This is a genomic window from Paracraurococcus lichenis (genome assembly GCF_030657435.1).
GTDB classification, from domain to species: Bacteria; Pseudomonadota; Alphaproteobacteria; order Acetobacterales; family Acetobacteraceae; genus Paracraurococcus; species Paracraurococcus lichenis.
Window position 1 is genome coordinate 145,387 of sequence record NZ_JAUTWS010000009.1, and the last position, 20,303, is coordinate 165,689.

The 20,303-nt window shown below is 72.9% G+C and carries 18 protein-coding genes; 11 read left to right on the forward strand and 7 right to left on the reverse strand.

Annotation, left to right across the window (positions count from 1 at the left end; genetic code table 11):
- Positions 1-4: 4 nt before the first annotated feature.
- A complete protein-coding gene (locus Q7A36_RS11775; RefSeq protein WP_305103887.1) occupies positions 5-1,105 on the reverse strand; it encodes a polyamine ABC transporter substrate-binding protein in 1,101 nt (366 codons plus the stop codon).
- A 337-nt stretch (positions 1,106-1,442) separates the two neighbouring features.
- On the opposite strand from Q7A36_RS11775, the gene Q7A36_RS11780 reads away from it, so the two are divergent.
- The 8 genes from Q7A36_RS11780 (at position 1,443) to Q7A36_RS11815 (ending at position 9,376) form a co-directional block, all read left to right on the forward strand.
- Positions 1,443-2,096, forward strand: a complete 654-nt coding sequence (locus tag Q7A36_RS11780; protein ID WP_305103888.1) for a hypothetical protein — start codon at positions 1,443-1,445, stop codon at positions 2,094-2,096.
- 88 nt (positions 2,097-2,184) lie between these two features.
- A complete protein-coding gene (locus Q7A36_RS11785) occupies positions 2,185-5,133 on the forward strand; it encodes a glycosyl hydrolase family 28-related protein (protein WP_305103889.1) in 2,949 nt (982 codons plus the stop codon).
- A 30-nt stretch (positions 5,134-5,163) separates the two neighbouring features.
- Positions 5,164-5,466 carry a hypothetical protein gene (locus Q7A36_RS11790; RefSeq protein WP_305103890.1) on the forward strand — a complete coding sequence of 101 codons (303 nt, stop codon included), beginning with the start codon at positions 5,164-5,166 and terminating at the stop codon, positions 5,464-5,466.
- A gap of 61 nt (positions 5,467-5,527) precedes the next feature.
- The gene (locus Q7A36_RS11795) at positions 5,528-5,902 is read left to right on the forward strand and encodes a phage tail fiber protein (RefSeq protein WP_305103891.1); all 375 of its coding nucleotides are present in this window, start codon (positions 5,528-5,530) and stop codon (positions 5,900-5,902) included.
- 169 nt (positions 5,903-6,071) lie between these two features.
- Positions 6,072-6,809 carry a Crp/Fnr family transcriptional regulator gene (locus tag Q7A36_RS11800; RefSeq protein WP_305103892.1) on the forward strand — a complete coding sequence of 246 codons (738 nt, stop codon included), beginning with the start codon at positions 6,072-6,074 and terminating at the stop codon, positions 6,807-6,809.
- Between the two features lie 137 nt (positions 6,810-6,946).
- A complete protein-coding gene (glf, locus tag Q7A36_RS11805) occupies positions 6,947-8,098 on the forward strand; it encodes a UDP-galactopyranose mutase (RefSeq protein WP_305103893.1) in 1,152 nt (383 codons plus the stop codon).
- A 109-nt stretch (positions 8,099-8,207) separates the two neighbouring features.
- On the forward strand, positions 8,208-8,792 hold the full coding sequence (locus Q7A36_RS11810; protein ID WP_305103894.1) for a D-sedoheptulose 7-phosphate isomerase: 585 nt from the start codon (positions 8,208-8,210) through the stop codon (positions 8,790-8,792).
- Positions 8,793-8,824: 32 nt separating this feature from the next.
- On the forward strand, positions 8,825-9,376 hold the full coding sequence (locus Q7A36_RS11815; protein ID WP_305103895.1) for a D-glycero-alpha-D-manno-heptose-1,7-bisphosphate 7-phosphatase: 552 nt from the start codon (positions 8,825-8,827) through the stop codon (positions 9,374-9,376).
- Here the strand turns inward: Q7A36_RS11815 and Q7A36_RS11820 are convergent.
- A complete protein-coding gene (locus Q7A36_RS11820; protein WP_305103896.1) occupies positions 9,279-11,234 on the reverse strand; it encodes a glycosyltransferase family 2 protein in 1,956 nt (651 codons plus the stop codon). The two genes, Q7A36_RS11815 and Q7A36_RS11820, sit on opposite strands and share 98 nt — an antisense overlap.
- A gap of 417 nt (positions 11,235-11,651) precedes the next feature.
- On the opposite strand from Q7A36_RS11820, the gene Q7A36_RS11825 reads away from it, so the two are divergent.
- The 3 genes from Q7A36_RS11825 (at position 11,652) to Q7A36_RS11835 (ending at position 14,874) form a co-directional block, all read left to right on the forward strand.
- Positions 11,652-12,806, forward strand: coding sequence for a hypothetical protein (locus Q7A36_RS11825; protein WP_305103897.1), 1,155 nt, complete (start codon positions 11,652-11,654; stop codon positions 12,804-12,806).
- A 103-nt stretch (positions 12,807-12,909) separates the two neighbouring features.
- The gene (locus Q7A36_RS11830) at positions 12,910-14,307 is read left to right on the forward strand and encodes a leucyl aminopeptidase family protein (protein ID WP_305103898.1); all 1,398 of its coding nucleotides are present in this window, start codon (positions 12,910-12,912) and stop codon (positions 14,305-14,307) included.
- Positions 14,308-14,469: 162 nt separating this feature from the next.
- Entirely contained in the window at positions 14,470-14,874 is a 405-nt protein-coding gene (locus Q7A36_RS11835) for a MarR family transcriptional regulator (protein WP_305103899.1), read from the forward strand.
- Positions 14,875-14,944: 70 nt separating this feature from the next.
- On the opposite strand, the gene Q7A36_RS11840 is transcribed toward Q7A36_RS11835, so the two are convergent.
- From Q7A36_RS11840 to Q7A36_RS11860, 5 genes are all read right to left on the reverse strand, one after another.
- Entirely contained in the window at positions 14,945-15,877 is a 933-nt protein-coding gene (locus tag Q7A36_RS11840; RefSeq protein ID WP_305103900.1) for a 2-hydroxyacid dehydrogenase, read from the reverse strand.
- Positions 15,877-16,332: a hypothetical protein gene (locus tag Q7A36_RS11845; protein ID WP_305103901.1), complete on the reverse strand. Its 456-nt coding sequence runs from the start codon at positions 16,330-16,332 to the stop codon at positions 15,877-15,879. The genes Q7A36_RS11840 and Q7A36_RS11845 overlap by 1 nt, the downstream gene beginning before the upstream one ends.
- The gene (locus Q7A36_RS11850) at positions 16,329-17,957 is read right to left on the reverse strand and encodes an ABC transporter ATP-binding protein (protein ID WP_305103902.1); all 1,629 of its coding nucleotides are present in this window, start codon (positions 17,955-17,957) and stop codon (positions 16,329-16,331) included. The genes Q7A36_RS11845 and Q7A36_RS11850 overlap by 4 nt, the downstream gene beginning before the upstream one ends.
- On the reverse strand, positions 17,954-18,991 hold the full coding sequence (locus tag Q7A36_RS11855; protein WP_305103903.1) for an ABC transporter permease: 1,038 nt from the start codon (positions 18,989-18,991) through the stop codon (positions 17,954-17,956). Before Q7A36_RS11855 ends, Q7A36_RS11850 begins: the two co-directional genes overlap by 4 nt.
- Positions 18,992-19,199: 208 nt before the next feature.
- On the reverse strand, positions 19,200-20,303 hold the full coding sequence (locus Q7A36_RS11860; protein WP_305103904.1) for a microcin C ABC transporter permease YejB: 1,104 nt from the start codon (positions 20,301-20,303) through the stop codon (positions 19,200-19,202).

The window sequence follows — 20,303 nt, forward strand, 5'->3', positions numbered from 1 at the left end:
GGCGCTAGCGGCCCGCCCGGAACCGGCTCCAGAGCCGCGTCCGCAGCCGCTCCGCCGATTGCGGCAGCGTCGCCGGGACGAAGGCGCGCGCCAGCGCCTCCTCCGAGGGATAGACGTTCGGGTCGTCGCGCACCGCCTGCGCCACCAGCGGCCGGCTGGCCGGCACCGCATTGGGATAGCGCACCTGGCTGGTGATGGCGGCCATGGTCTCCGGCTGCAGCAGGAAGTCGATGAAGGCCATCGCCGCCTCCGGGTTCGGCGCATCGGCCGGGACCGCCAGCATGTCGAACCAGAGATGCGCGCCCGTCCTCGGCGCGACATAGCCGATCTCGACACCCTTCCCGGCCTCCCGCGCCCGCGCCGCGGCCTGGATGACGTCGCCGCTATAGGTCAGCGCGACGCAGATCTCGCCGGTCGCCAGCATGTCGAGCAGCCCGCCGGAGCCCGGGATGGCGCGCAGATGCGGGCGGACCGCGAGCAGCGCCTGCTCCGCCGCCCGATAGTCGGCGGCCTCGGTCGTGTCGGGGTCCTTGCCCAGCCATTTCAGCACGGAGGGCAGCACGTCCGTCGCGCTGTCCATGACCGCGAGGCCGCATTTCGCCAGCCGCGCCGCATTCTCCGGCTTCAGCAGCAGGTCGAGGCCGTCCATCGGAGCCTCGGGCCAGATCGCCCTGACGCGGTCGAGCCGGATGCCGAGCCCGACCGTGCCCCAGAGATAGATCGCGCCGTGCCGGTTGCCCGGATCGACCTGCGCGACGCGCTGCATCAGCCGCGGGTCGAGGTTCTTCCAGTTCGGGATCCTCGCCAGATCGAGTGGCCTGAGGGCGCCCGCCTTCACCAACCTCGAAAAAGTCGGCTCGCTGGTCGGGACGATGATGTCGTAGCCCGAGCGCCCGGCGGAGAGCTTGCCCTCGAGCGTCTCGAGGCTGTCGTAGACGTCGTAGCGCACCCGGATGCCGGTCTGCTGCTGGAAGCGCTGGACGACATAGGGGTCGATGTAGTCGGTCCAGTTGTAGACGTTCAGCACCGGCTGCGCTGCGGCGAGGCGCGCGATCAGCAGGGCCGGCAGCAGCAGCAGCATGGCCAGGAAAATGCGTCGCGCCATCGGCATCCCGCTCCGGTTCGGTGGGCAGATCCTGGGGCAGGCCCCGCGCGGCCTGCGCCCGGAAAACCATAGGGGGATCGGCGCGGGGCGGAAACGCCCCGGCCGGCAAATCCCCTCGGCCGCCCCGCGGCGCGCGGCGGTCCGGGACCGTCCGGTAAGGCCATAAGACAAAATTCCTTGACGCCGCCGCCTTCGGTCGGCTATGCCGCCTCTGCCGACGGCCGCATTGCGCCCGAGGCTCCCCCGCACCATCCCCGCCCGCCGCACCGCACCGAGGAGCGCCCCCGCGCCCCGCGGCGCGCCGTCGCGACCGGACGCTGCCGAGACGGAGATCCCCGTGCCCTTCAGCCCGGCCAGCCTCACCGCCCTGATCCAGTCCAGCGCCTTCAACCTCTGGCACTACCGCACCACCGACAGCCGCGCCGCGGTCAGCGCCGCCGGCTATTTCGCGCCGGTCGCGTCCAGCCTGAAGGCCGGCGACCTGATGATCCTGCAGGCCGCCGACGCCATGGCGCTGGTGCCCTTCCGCAGCAATGCCGTCCTCGGCACCGGCGTCACCCTCGACGGTGCGGTCGGGCCGATCAACCTGCTGCGCAGCGTCGCCTTCGGCCTGCGCGCGAGCCAGGCGGCCTCCGCCGTCGTCCGCACCATCCTGCTCGCGCCGGTCGCCGCCGGCATCCTCGCCGGCAGCACCATCCCCGTCTCGGCCACCGTCACCGGCCCCGTCTCCCAGGTGGTCTTCACGCTGCGCGACGCGACCGGCGCCGTCATCCCGCCGGCCCAGACCGCCCCCGTCCAGGGCGGCGTCGCCAGCACCAGCTTCGCCGCGCCGCCGGTCGGCGCCGGCTACCGGATCCGGGTGGAGGACGTCGCCGACCCGGCCATCACCGCCACCTCCCGCAGCTTCACCGTCGCGCCGGATGTCTCGCACCTCCTCATCGAGGGCGGCGGCACGCTGACCACCGAATCGGGCGACACGCTGAAGCGCTGACCGCCCCGCGCCCTCCGCCCCCTCATCCCCGCCACCCGCGCCCGGCCGGCCCTGCCTGCCGGGCGCGCGCCTTTCGGACCGGAGCCCGATGCCCGACGTCAGGATCAGCGAGCTGCCCGCCGCCGCCACGCCCGGTGATGCGGATCTCGCGCCACTGGTGCAATCCAGCGGCACCACCCTCGAGACGCGCCGCGCCACCGTCTCCCAGCTCCGCACCGCCGTGCTGGCCGATCGCGGGGCGCATGTGCGGGACTACGGCGCGGTCGGCGACGGCGTCGCCAACGACGCGCCGGCCATCCAGGCCGCGATCAACGACCTGAAGGGGAAGGGCGGCGGCACGCTGAGCTTCGGCCCGCGGGTCTACCGCATCGCTTCCCCGGTCAGCGTCAACGGCGCCACCATCCGCTTCCAGGGCGCCGGCTTCACCGAGGGCTTCGGGCCTGGCCAGGGCACCTGGCTGCGCATCGACGGCACCGGCTTCACGCCCTTCAGCTTCAGCGGCGACGTTGCCCGCGGCTCCGCCGTGCGCGACATCGGCGTCACGCAGGTCCATGGCGCGGCGCAGGACGCCAGCTGGGCGCCGACCAATTACGACTTCGTCTTCCGGGTGGAGGACTGCTTCGGCGGCGTCGATTTCGACAATCTCTTCCTGGCCAACGTCAACCGCGGCATCTACGCCCGCAACTCCGGCCGCCTCGACATCCGGCGGCTGCGCGGCCAGGTCTTCACGACCGGTGTCGAGATCGACCAGTGCTACGACATCCCGCGCATCCACAGCGTGCATCTCTGGCCCTTCTGGTCGGGCAACAACAACGTCGTCCGCTGGCAGCAGGCCAATGGCGACGCCATGGTCTTCCGCCGCTGCGACGGCGTCTTCATCGACCAGGCCTTCGCCCTCGGCTACCGCAGCATGTTCCGCTTCTCCGGCTCGGCCGCCGGCAATACGACGAAGTTCTACATCGGCCAGGCCTATACCGACTTCACCCAGTACGGCGTGGTGATCGAGGCTGACGGCACCGACGGCCAGATCGCCAACTTCACCCACCAGGGCGAGATCTTCAACGCCGGCGGCGCGCCGCTCGCGGGCGGCGTCGGGCTGCTGGTCAACGCCTCCAACACGCGCGTGCAGGCCGGCAACCTGCGCATCGACGCGGTCGAGGACAGCGCCATCCGGCTCTATGGCGCGAACAACCGGCTCGACATCTTCTCGCTGCGCTGCGTGCGGTACAACTACCGCAACAACGGCTCGCCCGCGATCTTCCTCGGCGATAGCGGCGGCGCCACGCCGAATGCCGTCTATCTCGGCAGCCCGCCGCTGCTCGAGGCCGGCAATGGCGGCCCGCTGGTCAATACCGATACCAATGGCGGCCTCTCCGCGGGCGGGCCGGCCGGCCGCGGCGCGCGGCCGGGCGTGACCGTCGGCGCGCCGGATACCGGCCTGTTCCAGCCCTTCGGCGGCGCCCTCTCCGCCTCGGCCGGCGGGACGGAGATCCTGCGCGCGACCGCCAGTGCCATCCAGCTCGGCGCGCCGCCCGGCGGCCATGCGCTGGAGGTGGCGACGCCGATCGGCGGCGCCAATCGCCTGGCCGTCTTCGGCGGCGGCTCCGGCAGCGCCGTCTCGGTGCAGGCGCAGGGGGCGGACGCCAATATCGACCTCTGGGTCACCGCCAAGGGGGGCGGGCTGCTGCGCACCGTCGCGCCGGCGGCCGGGGATACCTCCAGCGCGGTCGCGACCACGGCCTGGGTGCGGGCGCAGGGCTACATCAACGGCTTCGGCGGCGCCGGCGCGCCCACCGTCACCAGCGTCGCCGGCCGGACCGGCGACGTGACGCTGACCACGACGGACATCGGCGGCTTCGCGACGGCGGCGGCGGCGGCCGCACCGGTCGCCTCGGTGGCGGGCCGGACGGGCGCGGTGACGCTCACCACGACGGACATCGGCGGCTTCGCGGCGGCGGCCGCGGCGGCGGCACCGGTCGCCTCGGTGGCGGGTCGGACGGGTGCGGTAACGCTGTCGACGGCCGATATCGGCGGCTTCGCGACGGCGGCGGCGGCAGCGGCGCCGGTCGCCTCGGTGGCGGGCCGGACGGGCGCGGTGACGCTGACCACGACGGACATCGGCGGCTTCGCGACGGCGGCGGCGGCGGCCGCACCGGTTGCCTCGGTGGCGGGCCGGACGGGCGCGGTGACGTTGACCACGGCCGATATCGGCGGCTTCGCAACGGCGGCCGCGGCGGCCTCGCCCGTCCAGTCCGTGGCGGGGCGGACCGGCGCGATCACGCTGACCACGGTCGATGTCGCGGGCGTCGCGCCGCTGGCCTCGCCGGCCTTCACCGGCGCCCCGACCGCGCCCACGCCGGCGCTGGCCGACAACAGCACGGCCATCGCCACCACCGCCTGGGTCCGCTCGCAGGGCTATGGCGCGGGCAGCGCCAGCCTGCCGGCGCCGGTGGTGCAGAGCCAGAAATGGCTGTCGCCGCCCTTCACCAACATCGTCGGCCTGGCGATCCCCGCCAACACGCTCCTCCTCTCGCCGCTGCCGATCCAGGAGGCGATGACGCTCGACCGCCTCGGGCTGCGCATCTCCACCGCGGCCACCGGCAACTGCAAGCTCGGCGCCTATCGCTGGGACGCCGCCGGCAGCCAGTTCACCCTGGTCGCCGGCAGCGAGACGGGTGTCGGCTCGACCGCCGTCGCCGGCATGCTGGTCCTGACGCCGGGCACCGCCATCGCGCTGACGCAGCCCACGCTGCTCTGGATCGCCAGCACCTTCGACGGCACGCCCACGGTGATGACCTGGAATGCTGGCACCGCCAATGGCGGCGGCATGCAGCCCTTCATCGGCCAGGACGAGAGCGGCGGGCTGCCCAGCACCAACCTGCTGGCGGCGACGGCCGGCTTCGCCCGGCTGGCCCGCACCACCGCGCTCACCTGGAGCAGCGGCGCCGTCACGCTGCCCGCGACCATCGCCGCCACCGACCTCACCCGTTCGGCCGCCTCGCCCGGCTCGCCGGTCTGCGTCGCGCGGCGGCTCTGACCGCGTCCCCGACCCCGCAGGGAGATCCCCATGGCCCTCATCAAGCCCATCGAGATCCGCAATACCGGCTTCCTCGCCGCCTACTGGCGCCTGACCCATTGCCAGATCGACCACGGCGCCGGCGTCGCCGAGTTCCGCCTCGGCGGCTACCCGAGCCGGGAGGCGCGCGAGGCCGGCAAGGCGCCGCTGCCCTCCATCGCCTACCGGTTGACGGCGGCGCAGCTCGGCCTGCCCGACCTGCACGCCGTGACCACCGCCGCGCTCTACGCCGCGGCCCGCGCCTGCCCGGCCGAGGACGGCGTCCTCTGGTTCCCGGATGCCGAGGACGCCTGACGCCGCGGGGCCGCGCGGCCCCGCGATCCCCGACCCATCCCCCCAGTGACAGGAGAGAGGCATGCCCGACCTGACCGACTACGCGAAGAACCTGCTCGGCCGCGCGCTCTGCGCCCGGGTGCCGGCGCTGCCCAGCCAGGTCTTCCTCGGCCTCGGCACCGGCGGCAGCGACAGCACCGGCCTGACCGGCGAACCCGCGGGCAATGGCTATGCCCGCCAGCGCGTGACCTTCACCGGCACCGGCGCGCAGCAGAATACCGATGCGGTGCGCTTCACCTTCACCGCCGCGGCGGGGACGCTGACCCATGTCGGCCTGTTCGATGCGGCGAGCGGCGGCAATCCGCTGACCTGGTCGGCCCTGGCGCAGCCCGCCGCGGTGAGCGCCGCCGGCACCGTCACGGTCAACCCGGCGGCGCTGGTGGTCACCCCGAGCTGAGGCCGGCGCGGGGGCGGCGCGGCCCCGACCGGGGCCGCGCTGCAACAGGGCTGGACTATCGTGCGGCATGCGCGTATCGCGGGGATGCAGCGCCATCCCCGACCCGCACCGCCGGCTTGTATCTGGCAGGTCGGCTACACTATCCTGGCCGGGAGGATCGGAGACGCCCTTGAACCCGTTCGATGCCCCCCGCCAGACCGAGCTCGCCGCCGCGGCGCAGGTCTGCGACCGCTGTGGCAGCCGGGTTGCCGGGCTGTGCCAGCCGCTCGACTCCGCGGCGCTGGACGAGATCTCGAGCGAGGCGCAGCAGATGACCATGCCTGCGCACGCGGCGGTCTTCCGGGAGGGCGATCCCGCCGGCAGGATCTTCACCCTGGTCGATGGCTTCGCCAAGCTCACCCGGCTGCTGCCGGACGGCAAGCAGCAGGTGGTCGGCTTCCGCTTCGCCGGCGACGTGATCGGCTACACCACCCTGCCGACCTATCCCTTTGATGCGGAGCTGCTGACCGAGAGCCGCCTCTGCCGGCTGGATCGCGGGCAGCTCGATGCCCTGCTCCGGCGCTACCCGACGCTGGAGCGGCGGATGCTCGACCTCTGCGTGCAGGAGCTGACGGCGACGCAGGAGCAGCTCGTCACCGTCGGCCGCCGCTCGGCCGAGGCGCGGGTCGCCGCCTTCCTGCTCTCGCTGGTCGAGGCCAGCCGGCGCCGCAACCGGCCCTGCAGCGTGCTCGAGATGCCGATGACCCGGTCGGACATCGCCGATTTCCTCGGCCTGACGCTCGAGACGGTCAGCCGCAGCCTGACCGCCTTCCGCAAGCGCGGCTGGATCCGCGAGCCGGTGCACCACCGGGTCGAGCTGGTGAACTTCGCCGCGCTCTCCGCTCTGGCCGAGGGCACCGACGACTGATTCGCGCAGGGCCGGCCGCCGGCCGGTCTTTGACGCGAGTGTGCGCGCCGCGGCGCGTATCCGACGACCATCCCGCACGCTGAAGCCGCGCGGGCCCGGGCAGCGGCCCTGGCGGCGCGAGCCGGGATGGGGCGTCGATGCGTTTTCTTGTCGTGGGTGCGGGTTTCAGCGGCGCGGTCCTGGCGCGCCGGCTGGCCGAGGCGGGCCATTTTGTTCTGGTGGTGGACGAGCGGCGGCACATGGCGGGCAACTGCCATACCGAGCGGGACGCCGAGAGTGGCATCCTGCTGCACCGCTACGGCCCGCACATCTTCCACACCGCCGACCGGGAGGTCTGGGACTACGTCAACCGCTTCGGCCGCATGATGCCCTATGTGAACCGGGTGAAGGCGGTCAGCGGCGGGCGGGTCTACTCGCTGCCGGTCAACCTGCACACGATCAACCAGTTCTTCGGCACCACCATGGGCCCGGCGGAGGCGCGCGCCTTCATCGCCGCCCAGGCCCGGGGCGACATCACGGCGCCGGCCAATTTCGAGGAGCAGGCGCTGTCGATGGTGGGCGAGGCGCTCTACCGCGCCTTCTTCCGCGGCTATACCCGCAAGCAATGGGGGCTCGAGCCGACCGCGCTGCCGGCGGCGATCCTGAAGCGCCTGCCGCTGCGCTTCTCCTACGACGACAACTACTTCAGCCACCCGCACCAGGGCATGCCCGAGGAAGGCTATACCGCCCTCGTCGCCCGCATCCTCGACGCGCCCGGCATCGCGCTCCGCCTCGGCTGCCGCTTCGAGGACCTGGCCGAGGACGTGGCGCATGTCTTCTACACCGGCCCGCTCGACCGCTTCTTCGACTACCGCCTCGGCCGGCTGGGCTACCGCACACTCGACTTCGAGGAGATCCGCGCCGAGGGCGACTTCCAGGGCACGGCTGTCATGAACTACTGCGACGAGGCGGTGCCCTGGACCCGCATCTCCGAGCACAAGCACTTCGCGCCCTGGGAGGCCGCGCGCTTCGCACGGACGGTCTGCTTCCGCGAGCGCAGCCGCCTCGCCGGGCCGGGCGACACGCCCTACTACCCGATCCGGCTGGTCGCCGAGACGCGCATGCTGTCCGACTATGTCGCGCTGGCGCGGCGGACGCGGGGCATCTCCTTCCTCGGGAGGCTCGGAACCTACCGCTACCTCGACATGGACGTGACCATCCGCGAGGCGATGGATGCCGCGGCCGCGACGCTGGAGCGCCTCGGCGAGGGCGGGCCGCCGCCGGTCTTCTTCACCGACCCGCTGGGATAGGCACGGCACCGGTCGCAGCGCATGGCGGGAGAAGGCGAGCCGGCGGCGCAGCCCGATGCATCCTCGTCGCGCATCGCCTACACAGCGCCGGCAGCCCCGAAGGCCCCCGATGAGCACCGAGATCCGCGCCGCCATCCTCGACTCCGCCGCGACCCTGCAGCGCCTCGCCGCGGACGAGGCGGCGACCGGCGTCATCGCCGGCATCGTCGACCTCGCCTGCGGCGCGCTGGCGGCCGGGCGCAAGCTGCTGCTCTGCGGCAATGGCGGCAGCGCGGCGGATGCGCAGCACTGGGCGGCCGAACTGGTCTCGCGCTTCCACTACGACCGGCCGGGCCTCGCCGCCATCGCGCTGACGACCGACAGCTCCATCCTGACGGCCATCGGCAACGACTATGGCTATGAGCGGGTCTTTGCCCGGCAGGTGGAGGCGCTGGGCGCGGCGGGCGACGTGCTCCTCGCCCTCTCCACCTCCGGCCGCTCGCCCAATGTGCTGGCGGCGCTGCGCGCCGCGCGGGCGAAGGGGATGGCGACGGTCGGCTTCACCGGCGCGGGCGGCGGCGACATGCCCGCGCTCTGCGACCTGCTGCTGCGCGCGCCGTCCGAGGCGACGCCGCGGATCCAGGAGGCGCATGAGGTCGCCGGCCACATCATCTGCGCGGCGATCGAGCGGCGCCTCTTCCCCCGCCAGCCGTGAGCGGCGGCGCGCCCGCGCCCGCTGGTCCCCCGATGCGCCGCGCCCTCTTCCTCGACCGCGACGGCGTCATCAACGAGGACCGCGGCTATGTCCACCGGCGGGAGGACTTCGTCTTCCTCCCCGGCATCTTCGACCTCGCCGCCGCCGCCACGCGCCAGGGCCTCGCGCTCGTCGTCGTTACCAACCAGTCCGGCATCGGCCGCGGCCTCTATGAAGAGGCCGCCTTCCACGCCCTCATGGCCTGGGTCGCCGGGGAATTCGCCGCCCGCGGCACGCCGCTCGCCCGCATCGAATTCTGCCCCGACCACCCCAGCGAGGGCATCGGCCCCTATCGCCGCGACAGCGACCGCCGCAAGCCCGGCCCCGGCATGATCCGCGACGCCGCCGCGGCGCTCGGCCTCGACCTCGCCGGCTCCATCCTGGTCGGCGACGGGCTGCGGGACATGGAGGCCGGCCGCCGCGCCGGGGTCGGGACCGGCATCCTCCTCAGCGCGGACCCGGCGCTGGCGGCACGGGCGCCGCCGGGGACGCTGGTGCTGCCATCGGTTGCGGCCGCGGCGGCCTGGCTGGCGGCGCGGGGCTGAGGCCGATCCAGGGTGCCCAGGGCGGCACCCGCCGCGGCCTGCGGGCCAGGGCCCCATGCGCGCCATCGAGGCTCAGCCAGGGGCTGTAGAAGGGATCCGCCGCCAGCACCGGGCCCCAGCGCCGCTTCATCGTCGCGATCTCGCCGGCGAAGCGCCGCGCCTTCTCCGGGCTGACATCCTGCCCGCGCGAGGCGCTCTCGAGGTGGTAGAGTTCGGCGAAGGGCGTCCAGAGGATGCGCCAGCCCTTCCCGCGGATCTTCAGGCAGAGATCGACGTCGTTGAAGGCGACCGTCAGGTCCTGCTCGTCGAGCCCGCCCACCGCCTCGAACACCTCCCGCCGCAGCGCGAGGCAGGCGGCGGTCGCCGCCGCCACCTCCCGCACCAGGGCGAGCGAGCCGCCATAGCCCGGATCCTCGCGCGCCACCCGCGGCAGGTAGTGGTCGGCCACGCCGCCCACCCCCGTCACCACGCCGCCATGCTGCAGCCTGCCGTCGCCGTAGAGCAGCTTGGCGCCCACCGCGCCGACCTCCGGGCGGACCGCATGGCCGACCATCTCGCGCAGCCAGCCCGGCTCGATCACCTCGATGTCGTTGTTCAGCAGCAGCAGGATCTCGCCCCGTGCCTCGGCCGCCGCGCGGTTGTTGAGCGCCGAGTAGTTGAAGGGCCCCGGCACCGGCAGGATGCGCACCCGCGGGTCCGCCCGCAGCCGGTCGAACAGCGCCAGCGTCTCCGGCTCCTCGCTGCCGTTGTCGACGATGATGACCTCGAGCGCCGGGTAGTCCGTCCGGTGCAGCAGGCCCTCGGCGCAGGCCGCGAGCAGCGCCGCCCGGTCGCGCGTGGGCAGGATGACGGAAACGGTCGGCGCCGGCTCCGGCACCGGCCAGACCACCCGCACGCCGCCGGGCAGCAGCGGCGCCGGCTCGGCCCGCGCCCCGAGCCCCGCCTCGGCCAGCGCCGCCGCGACCGCACGGAGATGCGCCGCCGGATCGGGCGGCGGATCCTCCCCGCCGTGGTAGAGCAGGGCCGGGATGTGCCGCACCCGCGCCGCGCCCGCCGCCCGGGTGGCGCGCAGCGCCAGGTCATGCGCCGCGGCCGTGCCCATCGCCTCCCGCAGCCCGCCGAGGTCCGCCAGCAGCGCGCGCCGGTAGACCGCGAGGTGGCCGAGCAGGTCCTGGCCGAGCAGGAGGTCCGGATCGAATTCCGGCTTGAACCGCGCATCGAAGCGCGTCCCGGCGGCATCCAGCCGGTCCTCGTCGGTGTAGAGCACGGCAAGGTCGGGTTCGGCCAGGACCGCCGCGGCGACCTCGTAGAGGGCCTGCGGCGCCAGCCGCGCATCCGGCGCCATGGCCGCCACCCAGTCGCCGCGCGCCAGGTCGAAAGCGGCCCTGGCGAGGCCGGTCGCGGGACCCGCTCCGGCCTCGAACAGCCGCAGCCGCGGCTCCTTCGCCGCGATGCCCCGCAGCCGCTGCCGGATCTGCGGCGCCGCGGCCGGGTCGAGCGCGACGCACAGTTCCCAGCGCGGCCAGGCCTGCCGGGCGACGGACTCGATGGCGCGGTCGAGCCGCGCCTGCGCGATGCCGGGCCCGACCGGCATGGCGAGCGAGATCAGCGGTCCCGCCGGCATCGCCGCGATATGCGCCTGGATGGCGGCGTGGTCCGCCGCGCCCAGGCGGTCGTGGCGCAGCAGCCAGGCGGCATAGCCGCGCCGGTCTTCCGGGTCGTAGCGCCCCGTGGGCGGCCCCCCCATCACCCGCCGGGCCAGCACGGCGAGGCGAAGCCGGAGCGGCAGGAGCTCATCGGGCAGCCGGTCCCAGACATCGCGCCAGGCACGGTGCAGCCGTTGTCGTAACAGGTCCATTTCTGGCCTGATTAGGCGGCCCATTCCCGGTATAGAACCCGGAAGTCATGGGGCTGGGGGTGCGGGAAGGTCATCGACGCGCCAACTCCTTGAAAAGATGCAGTCCGGCCCACCTGCAATCACAGGATGTTCATGCATGGATCCCGCCATGGGGCATCACGCGGGGGACGGCGCCGACAGGGTCGCGCCTGCGGCCGATTCCACCCTCGGGCGATCCGCTCCCGGTAAACCCCCGGGGTTTGCGCCGCACAAGAATCATAGGCAGGCTTTCATCTCAGGGGCTTGGGCCGCAGGACCTGTGGCCCAGCCCGCGAAAGCCTGCTTAGACGGCGCCACCGTCCGGTCGCCAGGGACGGTCGGGTTCGTGCCGCCCGTCACCGATGGAATCGCCTGCATGATGTCTGCCCGCGGCGCCGCATGACCGCGCCGCCCGACCCCCCCTATCGCCTGACGCCGCTCGAGTCGGGCCGGCCCGGCCTGCGCCGCGCCCTGCACGGCTACAGCACCGCGGGCACCTGGCGCCGGCTGGCCTGGCGCGCCGGCGAGGTGGCGCTGGAGATCGCGGGGGCCCTGCCGCGCGACCTGCTGCGCCGGCTCCGCGGCGGCGCCCCGCCCCTGCTGCGGCTGGAGGAGGGGCGGAACCCGCGGCCCGACGCCGCCGCGGTCGCGCTCTACGTCCATTTCGCCGCCTCGGGCCTGATCTCCGAGATGGTGCGCCGCCAGCTTGCGCTGCTCGCCGAGGGCGGCTTCGCCATCGTCTTCATCACCATGGCACCCTTCGTGCCCGAGGCCGACTGGCAGGCGGCGCGGCAGCACTGCGCCCTGGTCGCGCAGCGGCGGAATTTCGCCCGCGACTTCGGCGCTTGGCAGGACCTGGCGGCGGAGGCGCGCCGGCGCTGGCCCGAGGCGACGGAACTGCTGCTGGCCAATGACAGCGTGCTCGGCCCGATCCGGCCCTTCGCGCCGATGCTCGCCGCCATGCGCGCCGGCGGCGACGGCTTCGTCGGCCTGACCGAGAGCCTGCAGGGCGGCCCGCATCTGCAGAGCTACTTCCTGCTCGCCCGCGGCCGGACGGCGGTGGACGACCTCTTCGGCTTCCTCGCCGCCATGCGCATGAGCCATTCGAAGTGGCTGGTGGTGAACCGGGGCGAATTACGGCTCGCGCGCTGGATGCGCCGCCGCGGCCATCCGGTCTCGGCGCTCTTCGGCTATCGCCGGCTGGTCGCGGCGAGCCTGGCCGATGCGGCGGAGCGGGCGCAGCTCGCCCGCTCGCACCCGGCGCTCGCCGGGCTCGAATCGCTCGCGCCGGCGGCGCGCGAGGCACTTCTGCTGTCCCAGCCGCTGAACCCGACGCATCATTTCTGGCGCGCGCTGGTGCGGCGTCTCGGATTTCCCTACCTGAAGACGGAATTGATACGCCGGAACCCCGGTCGCCTGCCCGGGGTCGAGGCCTGGCGCGGCTTGGTGCCGCCCGCCGCGCCCTGCCCGGTGCCGGCGATCGAGGCGCATCTCGGCATCATGGATGCCCCGCCGCGCGAGAGTGCTGGACAAGATACCCGGCAGGCGGCATGAAAATTGCCAAACTTGTCCATGGAAAGTCGTGCATGAAAGCCGCGGAAGTATTTCGTCGGTCGTCCGGCGTCGCGGCACCGTGCCGGGCCGGCCGGAGGCCGGCATGCCAGGACATCGCCTGATGCTCGATTGCCTCGCGGCGCCGGACGCCGCCACCCTGCCGCTCCACTGCGTGACGCCCGAGGGCCTGGAGGCCCTGCGCGCGCGGCTGCCGGCGGGGGCGGCAGGCTTCCTCGACGCCTCGGGCTTCGCGGCCAAGGCGCAGGAGGTGCGGCTGCTGCCGGGCGGCGGCGGCATCACCGGCGCGGTGCTCGGCCTCGGGGAAGGCCCGGCCACGCCCTGGTCCTTCGGCGGCCTGGCCAATGCCCTGCCCGCCGGCAGCGCCTGGCACCTGGCGGAGGAGGCACTGGTCGAGGAGGCCGTGCTGGGCTGGTGCCTCGGCGCCTATCGCTACGCCCGATTCAAGGCGGCCTCCCGCGCGCCGGCCCGGCTGCGGGCGCCCCCGGGGACGGAGCGGTCGCAGCACGCGGCCGAGGCGGCCTGGCGGGTGCGGGACCTGATCAATGCCCCGGCCAACCTGATGGGCCCGGCGGAACTCGCCCAGGCCACGCAGAACCTCGCCACGGTCTATGGCGCGCGCTGCACCATCATCGCCGGCGCCGCCCTGCAGGAGGGTTTCCCGGCGCTCGCCGCGGTGGGCCAGGCCAGCCCGCGCGCCCCGCGGGTCGCGGTGCTGGAATGGGGCGTGCCGGATGCGCCGCTGGTCGCGCTCTGCGGCAAGGGCGTGTGCTTCGACAGCGGCGGCCTCGACCTCAAGCCCGCCTCCTCCATGCTGCGCATGAAGAAGGACATGGGCGGCGCGGCGATCGTGCTGGGCATCGCGGAGATGGTGATGCGCGCCGGCCTGCCGGTGCGGCTGCTGGTGCTGGTGGGCGCGGTGGAGAACGCGGTCGCGGGCAATGCCTTCCGGCCGATGGACGTGCTGCGCACCCGCGCCGGGCTGACGGTGGAGGTGGGCAATACCGATGCGGAGGGCCGGCTGGTGCTGGCCGATCTGCTCACCTATGCGGCGGAGCAGGACCCGGCGCTGCTGATCGATTGTGCAACGCTGACGGGCGCGGCGCGGGCGGCGCTCGGCCCCGACCTGCCGGCGCTGTTCACGCCCGACGAGGCCTTGGCCGCGGCGCTGCTCGGGGCAGGGGAGCGCACCGCCGACCCGCTGTGGCGGCTGCCGTTACATGGTGGTTACGATTCCTGGCTGGACAGCACCATTGCGGATTTGAACAATGTGTCCAGCCGGCCGATGGCGGGGGCGATCATCGGTGGTTTGTTCTTGCGCCGTTTCATCCCGCCGACTACGCCCTGGGCGCATCTGGACGTCTATGCCTGGAACGACTCCGCCAGGCCGGGGCGGCCCGAAGGGGGCGAGGCGCAGGCCATGCGGGCCGTCGCGGGGGCCGTCGAGACTCTGTTCGCTGGCATACCGGGGCCGGGCCGGTAACGACAACGAGATGCCGTGGAAACTTTTCGGGGCTAGCGGCTCTCACTGATGCGGGATGCGTTACCCGTCTGTAGTGCCTGTGGAACGGATTGGGCCGGCCGGGGGTAAGGGCCCGCGCCGGCAGGAGCACGAAGCCCAATTTCGGGCGAGGGGATTGAAGCGATGGCGGTACAGAGCAACCCCGACCAACTGGTCGGCATCCTGAGGGACACGGTTGTCGCGCTGGTGCGGCGGGACGGCCCGGACCTGTCGGCACGCCAGCTCGGCGTGTTCCTGACGGTCTACCTGACCGACGGACCGCATACCGTGCGCGGCCTGGCGGCGGAGCTGAACGTCTCCAAGCCGGCGATCACCCGGGCGCTGGACCGGCTGGGCGAGCTGGACCTGGCGCGCCGCAAGGTGGACCCGATGGACCGCCGCAGCGTGATCGTGCAGCGGACGCTGAAGGGCACCGCCTTCCTGCGCGACATGCGGCAGATCATGGCCGAGGCCGAGGGCGCGGTGCCGAGCAGCACTGCCAGCGCCAACGACCCGGCCTCGAGCGAGGCCGGGCGCCGCGCGAGCTGAGATGGCCGGCGGGGTCCTGGGTTCTAGGCCGGGGCCCCGGCGGCAGTGAGGGCCTTGCCGGCCGGTGCGGTCAGTAGCCGGCGGCGAAATCCACCAGATTGAGCAGCGGCCTCCCCTCCCGGGCGCGGCGCAGATTCTCGACGACCTGCGGCGCGGCGCTGGCCGGGATGGTGATGCTGGCCGCATGCGGCGTCATCACCACCTTCGGATGGCCCCAGAAGGGATGCTCGGCCGGCAGCGGCTCCGGCTCGAAGACGTCGAGCGCGGCGCCGGCGACCTGGCCCGCATCGAGCGCCGCCAGCAGGTCCGGCTGCACCACATGTCCGCCGCGCGCCCCGTTCACCAGGAAGGCGCCGCGCGGCAGCAGGCCGAGGCCGCGGGCATCGATGATGCCGCGCGTGTCGGGCGTCAGCGGCAGCAGGCAGACCAGGATGTCGGTGCGCGGCAGCATGGCCGCGAGCCCGGCGGGACCGTCGAAGCTCTCGACGCCCGGGATTGCCTTCGGCCGGCGCGACCAGCCCATGACGGGGAAGCCGAGCGCGAGGAGCGCCCGGGCGGAGGCCGAGCCGAGCTCGCCCAGGCCGAGGATGCCGATGCGGCGCGCGCTGGTCTCGGGCGCCGGCAGCTCCTCCCAGATCCGGGCGGCCTGCTGCGCGCGGTAGTCCGGGTCCTGCCGGTGGAAGCGCAGCACGTTCAGCAGGACCCATTCGGTCATGCCCGTGGTCAGCCGCTGGTCCACCAGGCGGGCGACCGGGATGCCGGGCGGCGGCCCCGGCGGGCGCAGCAGGTGGTCGACGCCCGCGCCCATGGAGACGATGAGCCTGAGATTCGGGTAGCGCCGGAGCTCCGCCATGTCGTGCGAGGTCCAGACCACCGCCGCCTCGATATCGGCGGGATCGCCGGCTTCCGGAAACAGCCGGATCTCGAGCGACGGGTCGAGCGCGAGCAGCGCGTCGCGCCAGGCCTGCATCGCATTCGCCTTGGTCGAGAGGAGGATGGCCATCACTGCTCCTGCATCATGTGCCCGGCCGGCAGGGTCTCCAGCGCCGCGGGCAGGGCCCGAACCCAGGCGCGCCAGTCGTCGCGCCGGGTCGCCGCGCGCTCCGTCCCGTCCGGCAGCTTCGCATAGAGGCTGAGCACGCCGCGCGACCACCAGAAATCGAATTGCGGCTCGGCGGAGAGGACCAGCGCCGAGGTGCGGTCGAAGACGCCGTCCTTCACCTTCGGCAGGTGCCGCGTCACCCACCACCAGCAGCCGACCGCGAGGATGGCGGCGCCGAGATAGAAATGGACCAGCGCCGTCGCGCCGAAGGAGAGGAGGAGGATGGCGCCCGCCGGCAGGAGGTTCTCCGTCGCGCGGAAGACCGGCGTGCCCGGGCTGTTCATGGCGCGGATATGGACGCCGAGCTTGACCTGGTCGCGGTCCAGCAGCGCCTTCAGCCTCTCGAGTTCCGTCACCTGCGCGCCGCCCCTTCCTCCGCGCGCAAGTCGGTCGTGCGGAGAGCACGCAAATCGAATGCCGCGGCCATGAGGGCGCGGGTATAGGGCTGTTGCGGGGCGGCTGTCAGCCGCTCGGCCTCGCCTTCCTCCACCACCTGGCCGTCCTTGAGGACGATGATGCGATGCGCCAGGGCGCGCACCACGCGGAGGTCGTGCGAGATGAACAGATAGGCCAGACGGTGCCGCGCCTGCAGGTCGCGCAGCAGCTCCACCACCTGGGCCTGGACCGAGACGTCGAGGGCGCTGGTCGGCTCGTCCAGCACCACGAGGCGCGGCTTCAGGACCAGGGCGCGGGCGATGGCGATGCGCTGGCGCTGGCCGCCGCTGAACTCGTGCGGGTAGCGCTCGGCGACCGCGGGATCGAGGCCGACCTCGGCCAGCGCCCCGGCGACCGCGGCGGCGCGCCGGGCGCGGGTGAGGCCGGGCTCGTGCACCTCCAGCCCCTCGCCGATGATCTCCCCGGCCGAGAGGCGCGGGGAGAGGGAGCCGTAGGGGTCCTGGAAGACGATCTGCATGCGCCGCCGCAGCGGCCGGAGCGCGGAGCGGGAGAGGGGCTGGATGTCGCGCCCCTCGAAGAGGATCTGCCCCTCGCTGCCTTCCAGCCGCAGCAGGGCGAGGCCGAGCGTGGTCTTGCCGCTGCCGCTCTCGCCGACCAGGCCGACCGTCTCGCCTTCCCGGATGGTCAGGCTGACGCCGTCCACCGCCTTCACGAATCCCACCGTGCGGCGGAGGACGCCGCGGCGGATCGGGAAGTGGACCTTCACGGCGTCGCCCTGGACGACCTGCTTGGCGCCATCGGGCACCGGCGCGGGGCGGCCGCGCGGCTCGGTCGCCAGCAGCATCTGCGTATAGGGGTGCCGCGGGTCGGCGAAGACGGCGGCCGTCGCGCCCTGCTCCACCGCCTCGCCATCCTTCATGACCACCACGCGGTCGGCATGGCGGCGGACGATCTGCAGGTCGTGGGTGATCAGCAGCATGGCCATGGAGAGGCGGCGCTTGAGGTCGCCGAGCAGGTCGAGGATCTGCGCCTGGATGGTGACGTCGAGCGCCGTGGTCGGCTCGTCCGCGATCAGCAGCTTCGGGTCGTTGGCGAGCGCCGCGGCGATCATCACCCGCTGCCGCTGGCCGCCCGAGAGCTGGTGCGGATAGGCGTTGAGCCGCGCCTCGGCATTCGGCAGCCCGGCCTGGTGCAGCAGGTGCAGCACCCGGTCGCGCAGGGCACCCTCGGGCATAGGACGATGCAGGGTGATCGCCTCCCCCACCTGCCGCAGGATGGTGTGCAGCGGGTTGAGGGAGGTCATCGGCTCCTGGAAGACGATCCCGGCGACGCCGCCGCGGATGTGCTGCAGCCTGCGCTCGTCGGCCGCGAGCACGTCGGTGCCGTCGAGCGTGATGCGGCCCGTGGGGTGGTGGCCGCCGGGCGGCAGCAAGCGCAGCGTCGAGAGGGCGGTGACGGACTTGCCGCTGCCGCTCTCGCCGACCAGCGCCACCGTCTCGCCCGGGTTCACGGCGAAGGAGACGCCGCGGACGACGGTCCGGGCGCCGAAGGCGACGGAGAGGTCCTCGACGGTGAGCAGGCTCATCGACCGCCCCCCGGCAGCTTGCGCGGGTCGAAGGCGTCGCGCACGGCCTCTCCCACGAAGATCAGCAGGGTCAGCACCCCGCCCAGCACGACGAAGCCGGTGAAGGCGAGCCAGGGGGCCTGCAGGTTGTTCTTGCCCTGCGACAGGAGTTCCCCGAGCGAGGGCGAGCCCGGCGGCAGGCCGAAGCCGAGGAAGTCGAGCGAGGCGAGCACCGTCACCGAGCCCGAGAGGATGAAGGGCAGGAAGGTCAGCGTCGCCACCATGGCATTCGGCAGGATGTGCCGCGCCATCAGCCTGGCATCGGAGACGCCGAGCGCCCGCGCGGCGCGGACATAGTCGAGGTTGCGGCCGCGCAGGAACTCGGCCCGGACCACGCCGGTCAGCCCCATCCAGGAGAAGAGCAGCAGGAAGATCAGCAGGGTCCAGAAGCCCGGCTCGATCACGCTGGCCAGGATGATCAGCAGCAGGAGCTGCGGCAGGCCAGACCAGACCTCGATGAAGCGCTGGAAGAGCAGGTCCGTCAACCCGCCATAGAAGCCCTGCACCGCGCCGGCCGCGATGCCGATGACGGAGGAGATGATGGTGAGCGTGAAGCCGAAGAGGACGGAGATGCGGAAGCCGTAGATGACGCGCGCCAGCACGTCCCGCGCCTGGTCGTCGGTGCCGAGCCAGTTGCGTGCCGAGGGCGGCGAGGGCGCCGGCTGGTCGAGGCCCTTCACCACCGTGTTGTAGGCATAGGGAATGGCGGGCCAGAGGATCCAGCCCTTCTGCGCGATCTCCTCGACCAGCGCGGGATCGTGCCAGTCGGCCTCGGTCGGCAGGCCGTCCTCCAGGATGTCGCTCTCGGCATAATCGACCAGCACCGGCACGTACCAATGGCCGTTCACCTGCGCGACCAGCGGGCGGTCGTTGGCGATGAACTCGGCGAAGAGGGTGACGAGGAAGAGCGCCGCGAAGATCCACAGCGACCAGTATCCGCGCCTGTTGGCACGGAAATTGGCGAGGCGGCGGCGGTTGAGGGGCGAGAGAGTCATGGCTTTGCAGGGAGGGCTCTGCCCTCCCCGCACCCCTCCCGCCAAGGGCTTAAGGCCCTTGGATCCCATGAGTCATCGCCGCAGGAGGGACCCCCAGCGGGGGTCCCTCCTGCGGCGATAAACCCACGCCGGGGTCCGGGGGGTCGCTTGACCCCCCGGCGGGGGATGCAAGGGGGCGGAGCCCCCTGCAAGGCCACGCGACACGCCCTCACCGCCGCGCCTCGAAGTCGATGCGCGGGTCGACCAGCGTGTAGGTGAAGTCGCCCACGATCTGCATGACCAGGCCGAGCAGGGTGAAGATGTAGAGCGTGCCGAACATCAGCGTGTAGTCGCGCCGCATCGCCGCTTCGAAGCCCAGCAGGCCGAGGCCGTCGAGGGAGAAGATGATCTCCACCAGCAGCGCCCCGGTGAAGAGGATGCCGATGAAGGCCGCGGGGAAGCCGGCGATGATCAGCAGCATGGCGTTGCGGAAGACATGGCCATAGAGCACGCGCGTCTCCCCGGCGCCCTTGGCGCGCGCGGTCACCGTGTACTGCTTGTGGATCTCCTCAAGGAAGGAGTTCTTGGTCAGCATGGTCAGCCCGGCGAAGCCGCCGATGACGAGGGCGAGCGTCGGCAGCACCATGTGCCAGGCATAGTCCACCGCGCGCGCGAGGAAGGACGCGCCCTCCATGCCGGGGGAGAGCAGGCCGCGCAGCGGAAACCACTGCAGGTAGCTGCCGCCGGCGAAGAGCACGACGAGGAGGATGGCGAAGAGGAAGCCGGGGATGGCGTAGCCCACCAGCACCACGGCGGAGGTCCAGAGGTCGAAGCGCGAGCCGTCGCGCACCGCCTTCCGGATGCCGAGCGGGATGGAGACGAGGTAGATGATCAGCGTGGACCAGAGGCCGAGGGAGATGGAGACCGGCATCTTCTCCAGGATCAGTCCCGCCACCGGGCGGTCGCGGAACAGGCTGCGGCCGAGGTCAAAGCGGGCATAGCCCCAGAGCATGTCGCCGAGCCTGACGTACCACGGCTTGTCGAAGCCGAAGGCCTTCTCGATCTCGGCGACGATGGTGGGGTCGAGGCCGCGCGCGCCGCGGTACTTGCTGGCCTCGCTGCCGCCGGTCTCGGGGCGCTGCGCGGCGCGCGTCTCGCCCTGGGATTCGCCCGAGATCCGGCCGAGCGTGCTGCCGGCATTGCCCTTCAGCTCGGCCAGCATCTGCTCCACCGGGCCGCCCGGGGCGAATTGCGTGACGGCGAAGTTGATCAGGATGATGCCGAGCAGCGTCGGCACCACCAGCGCCAGGCGGCGGAGGAGATAGGCGCCCAT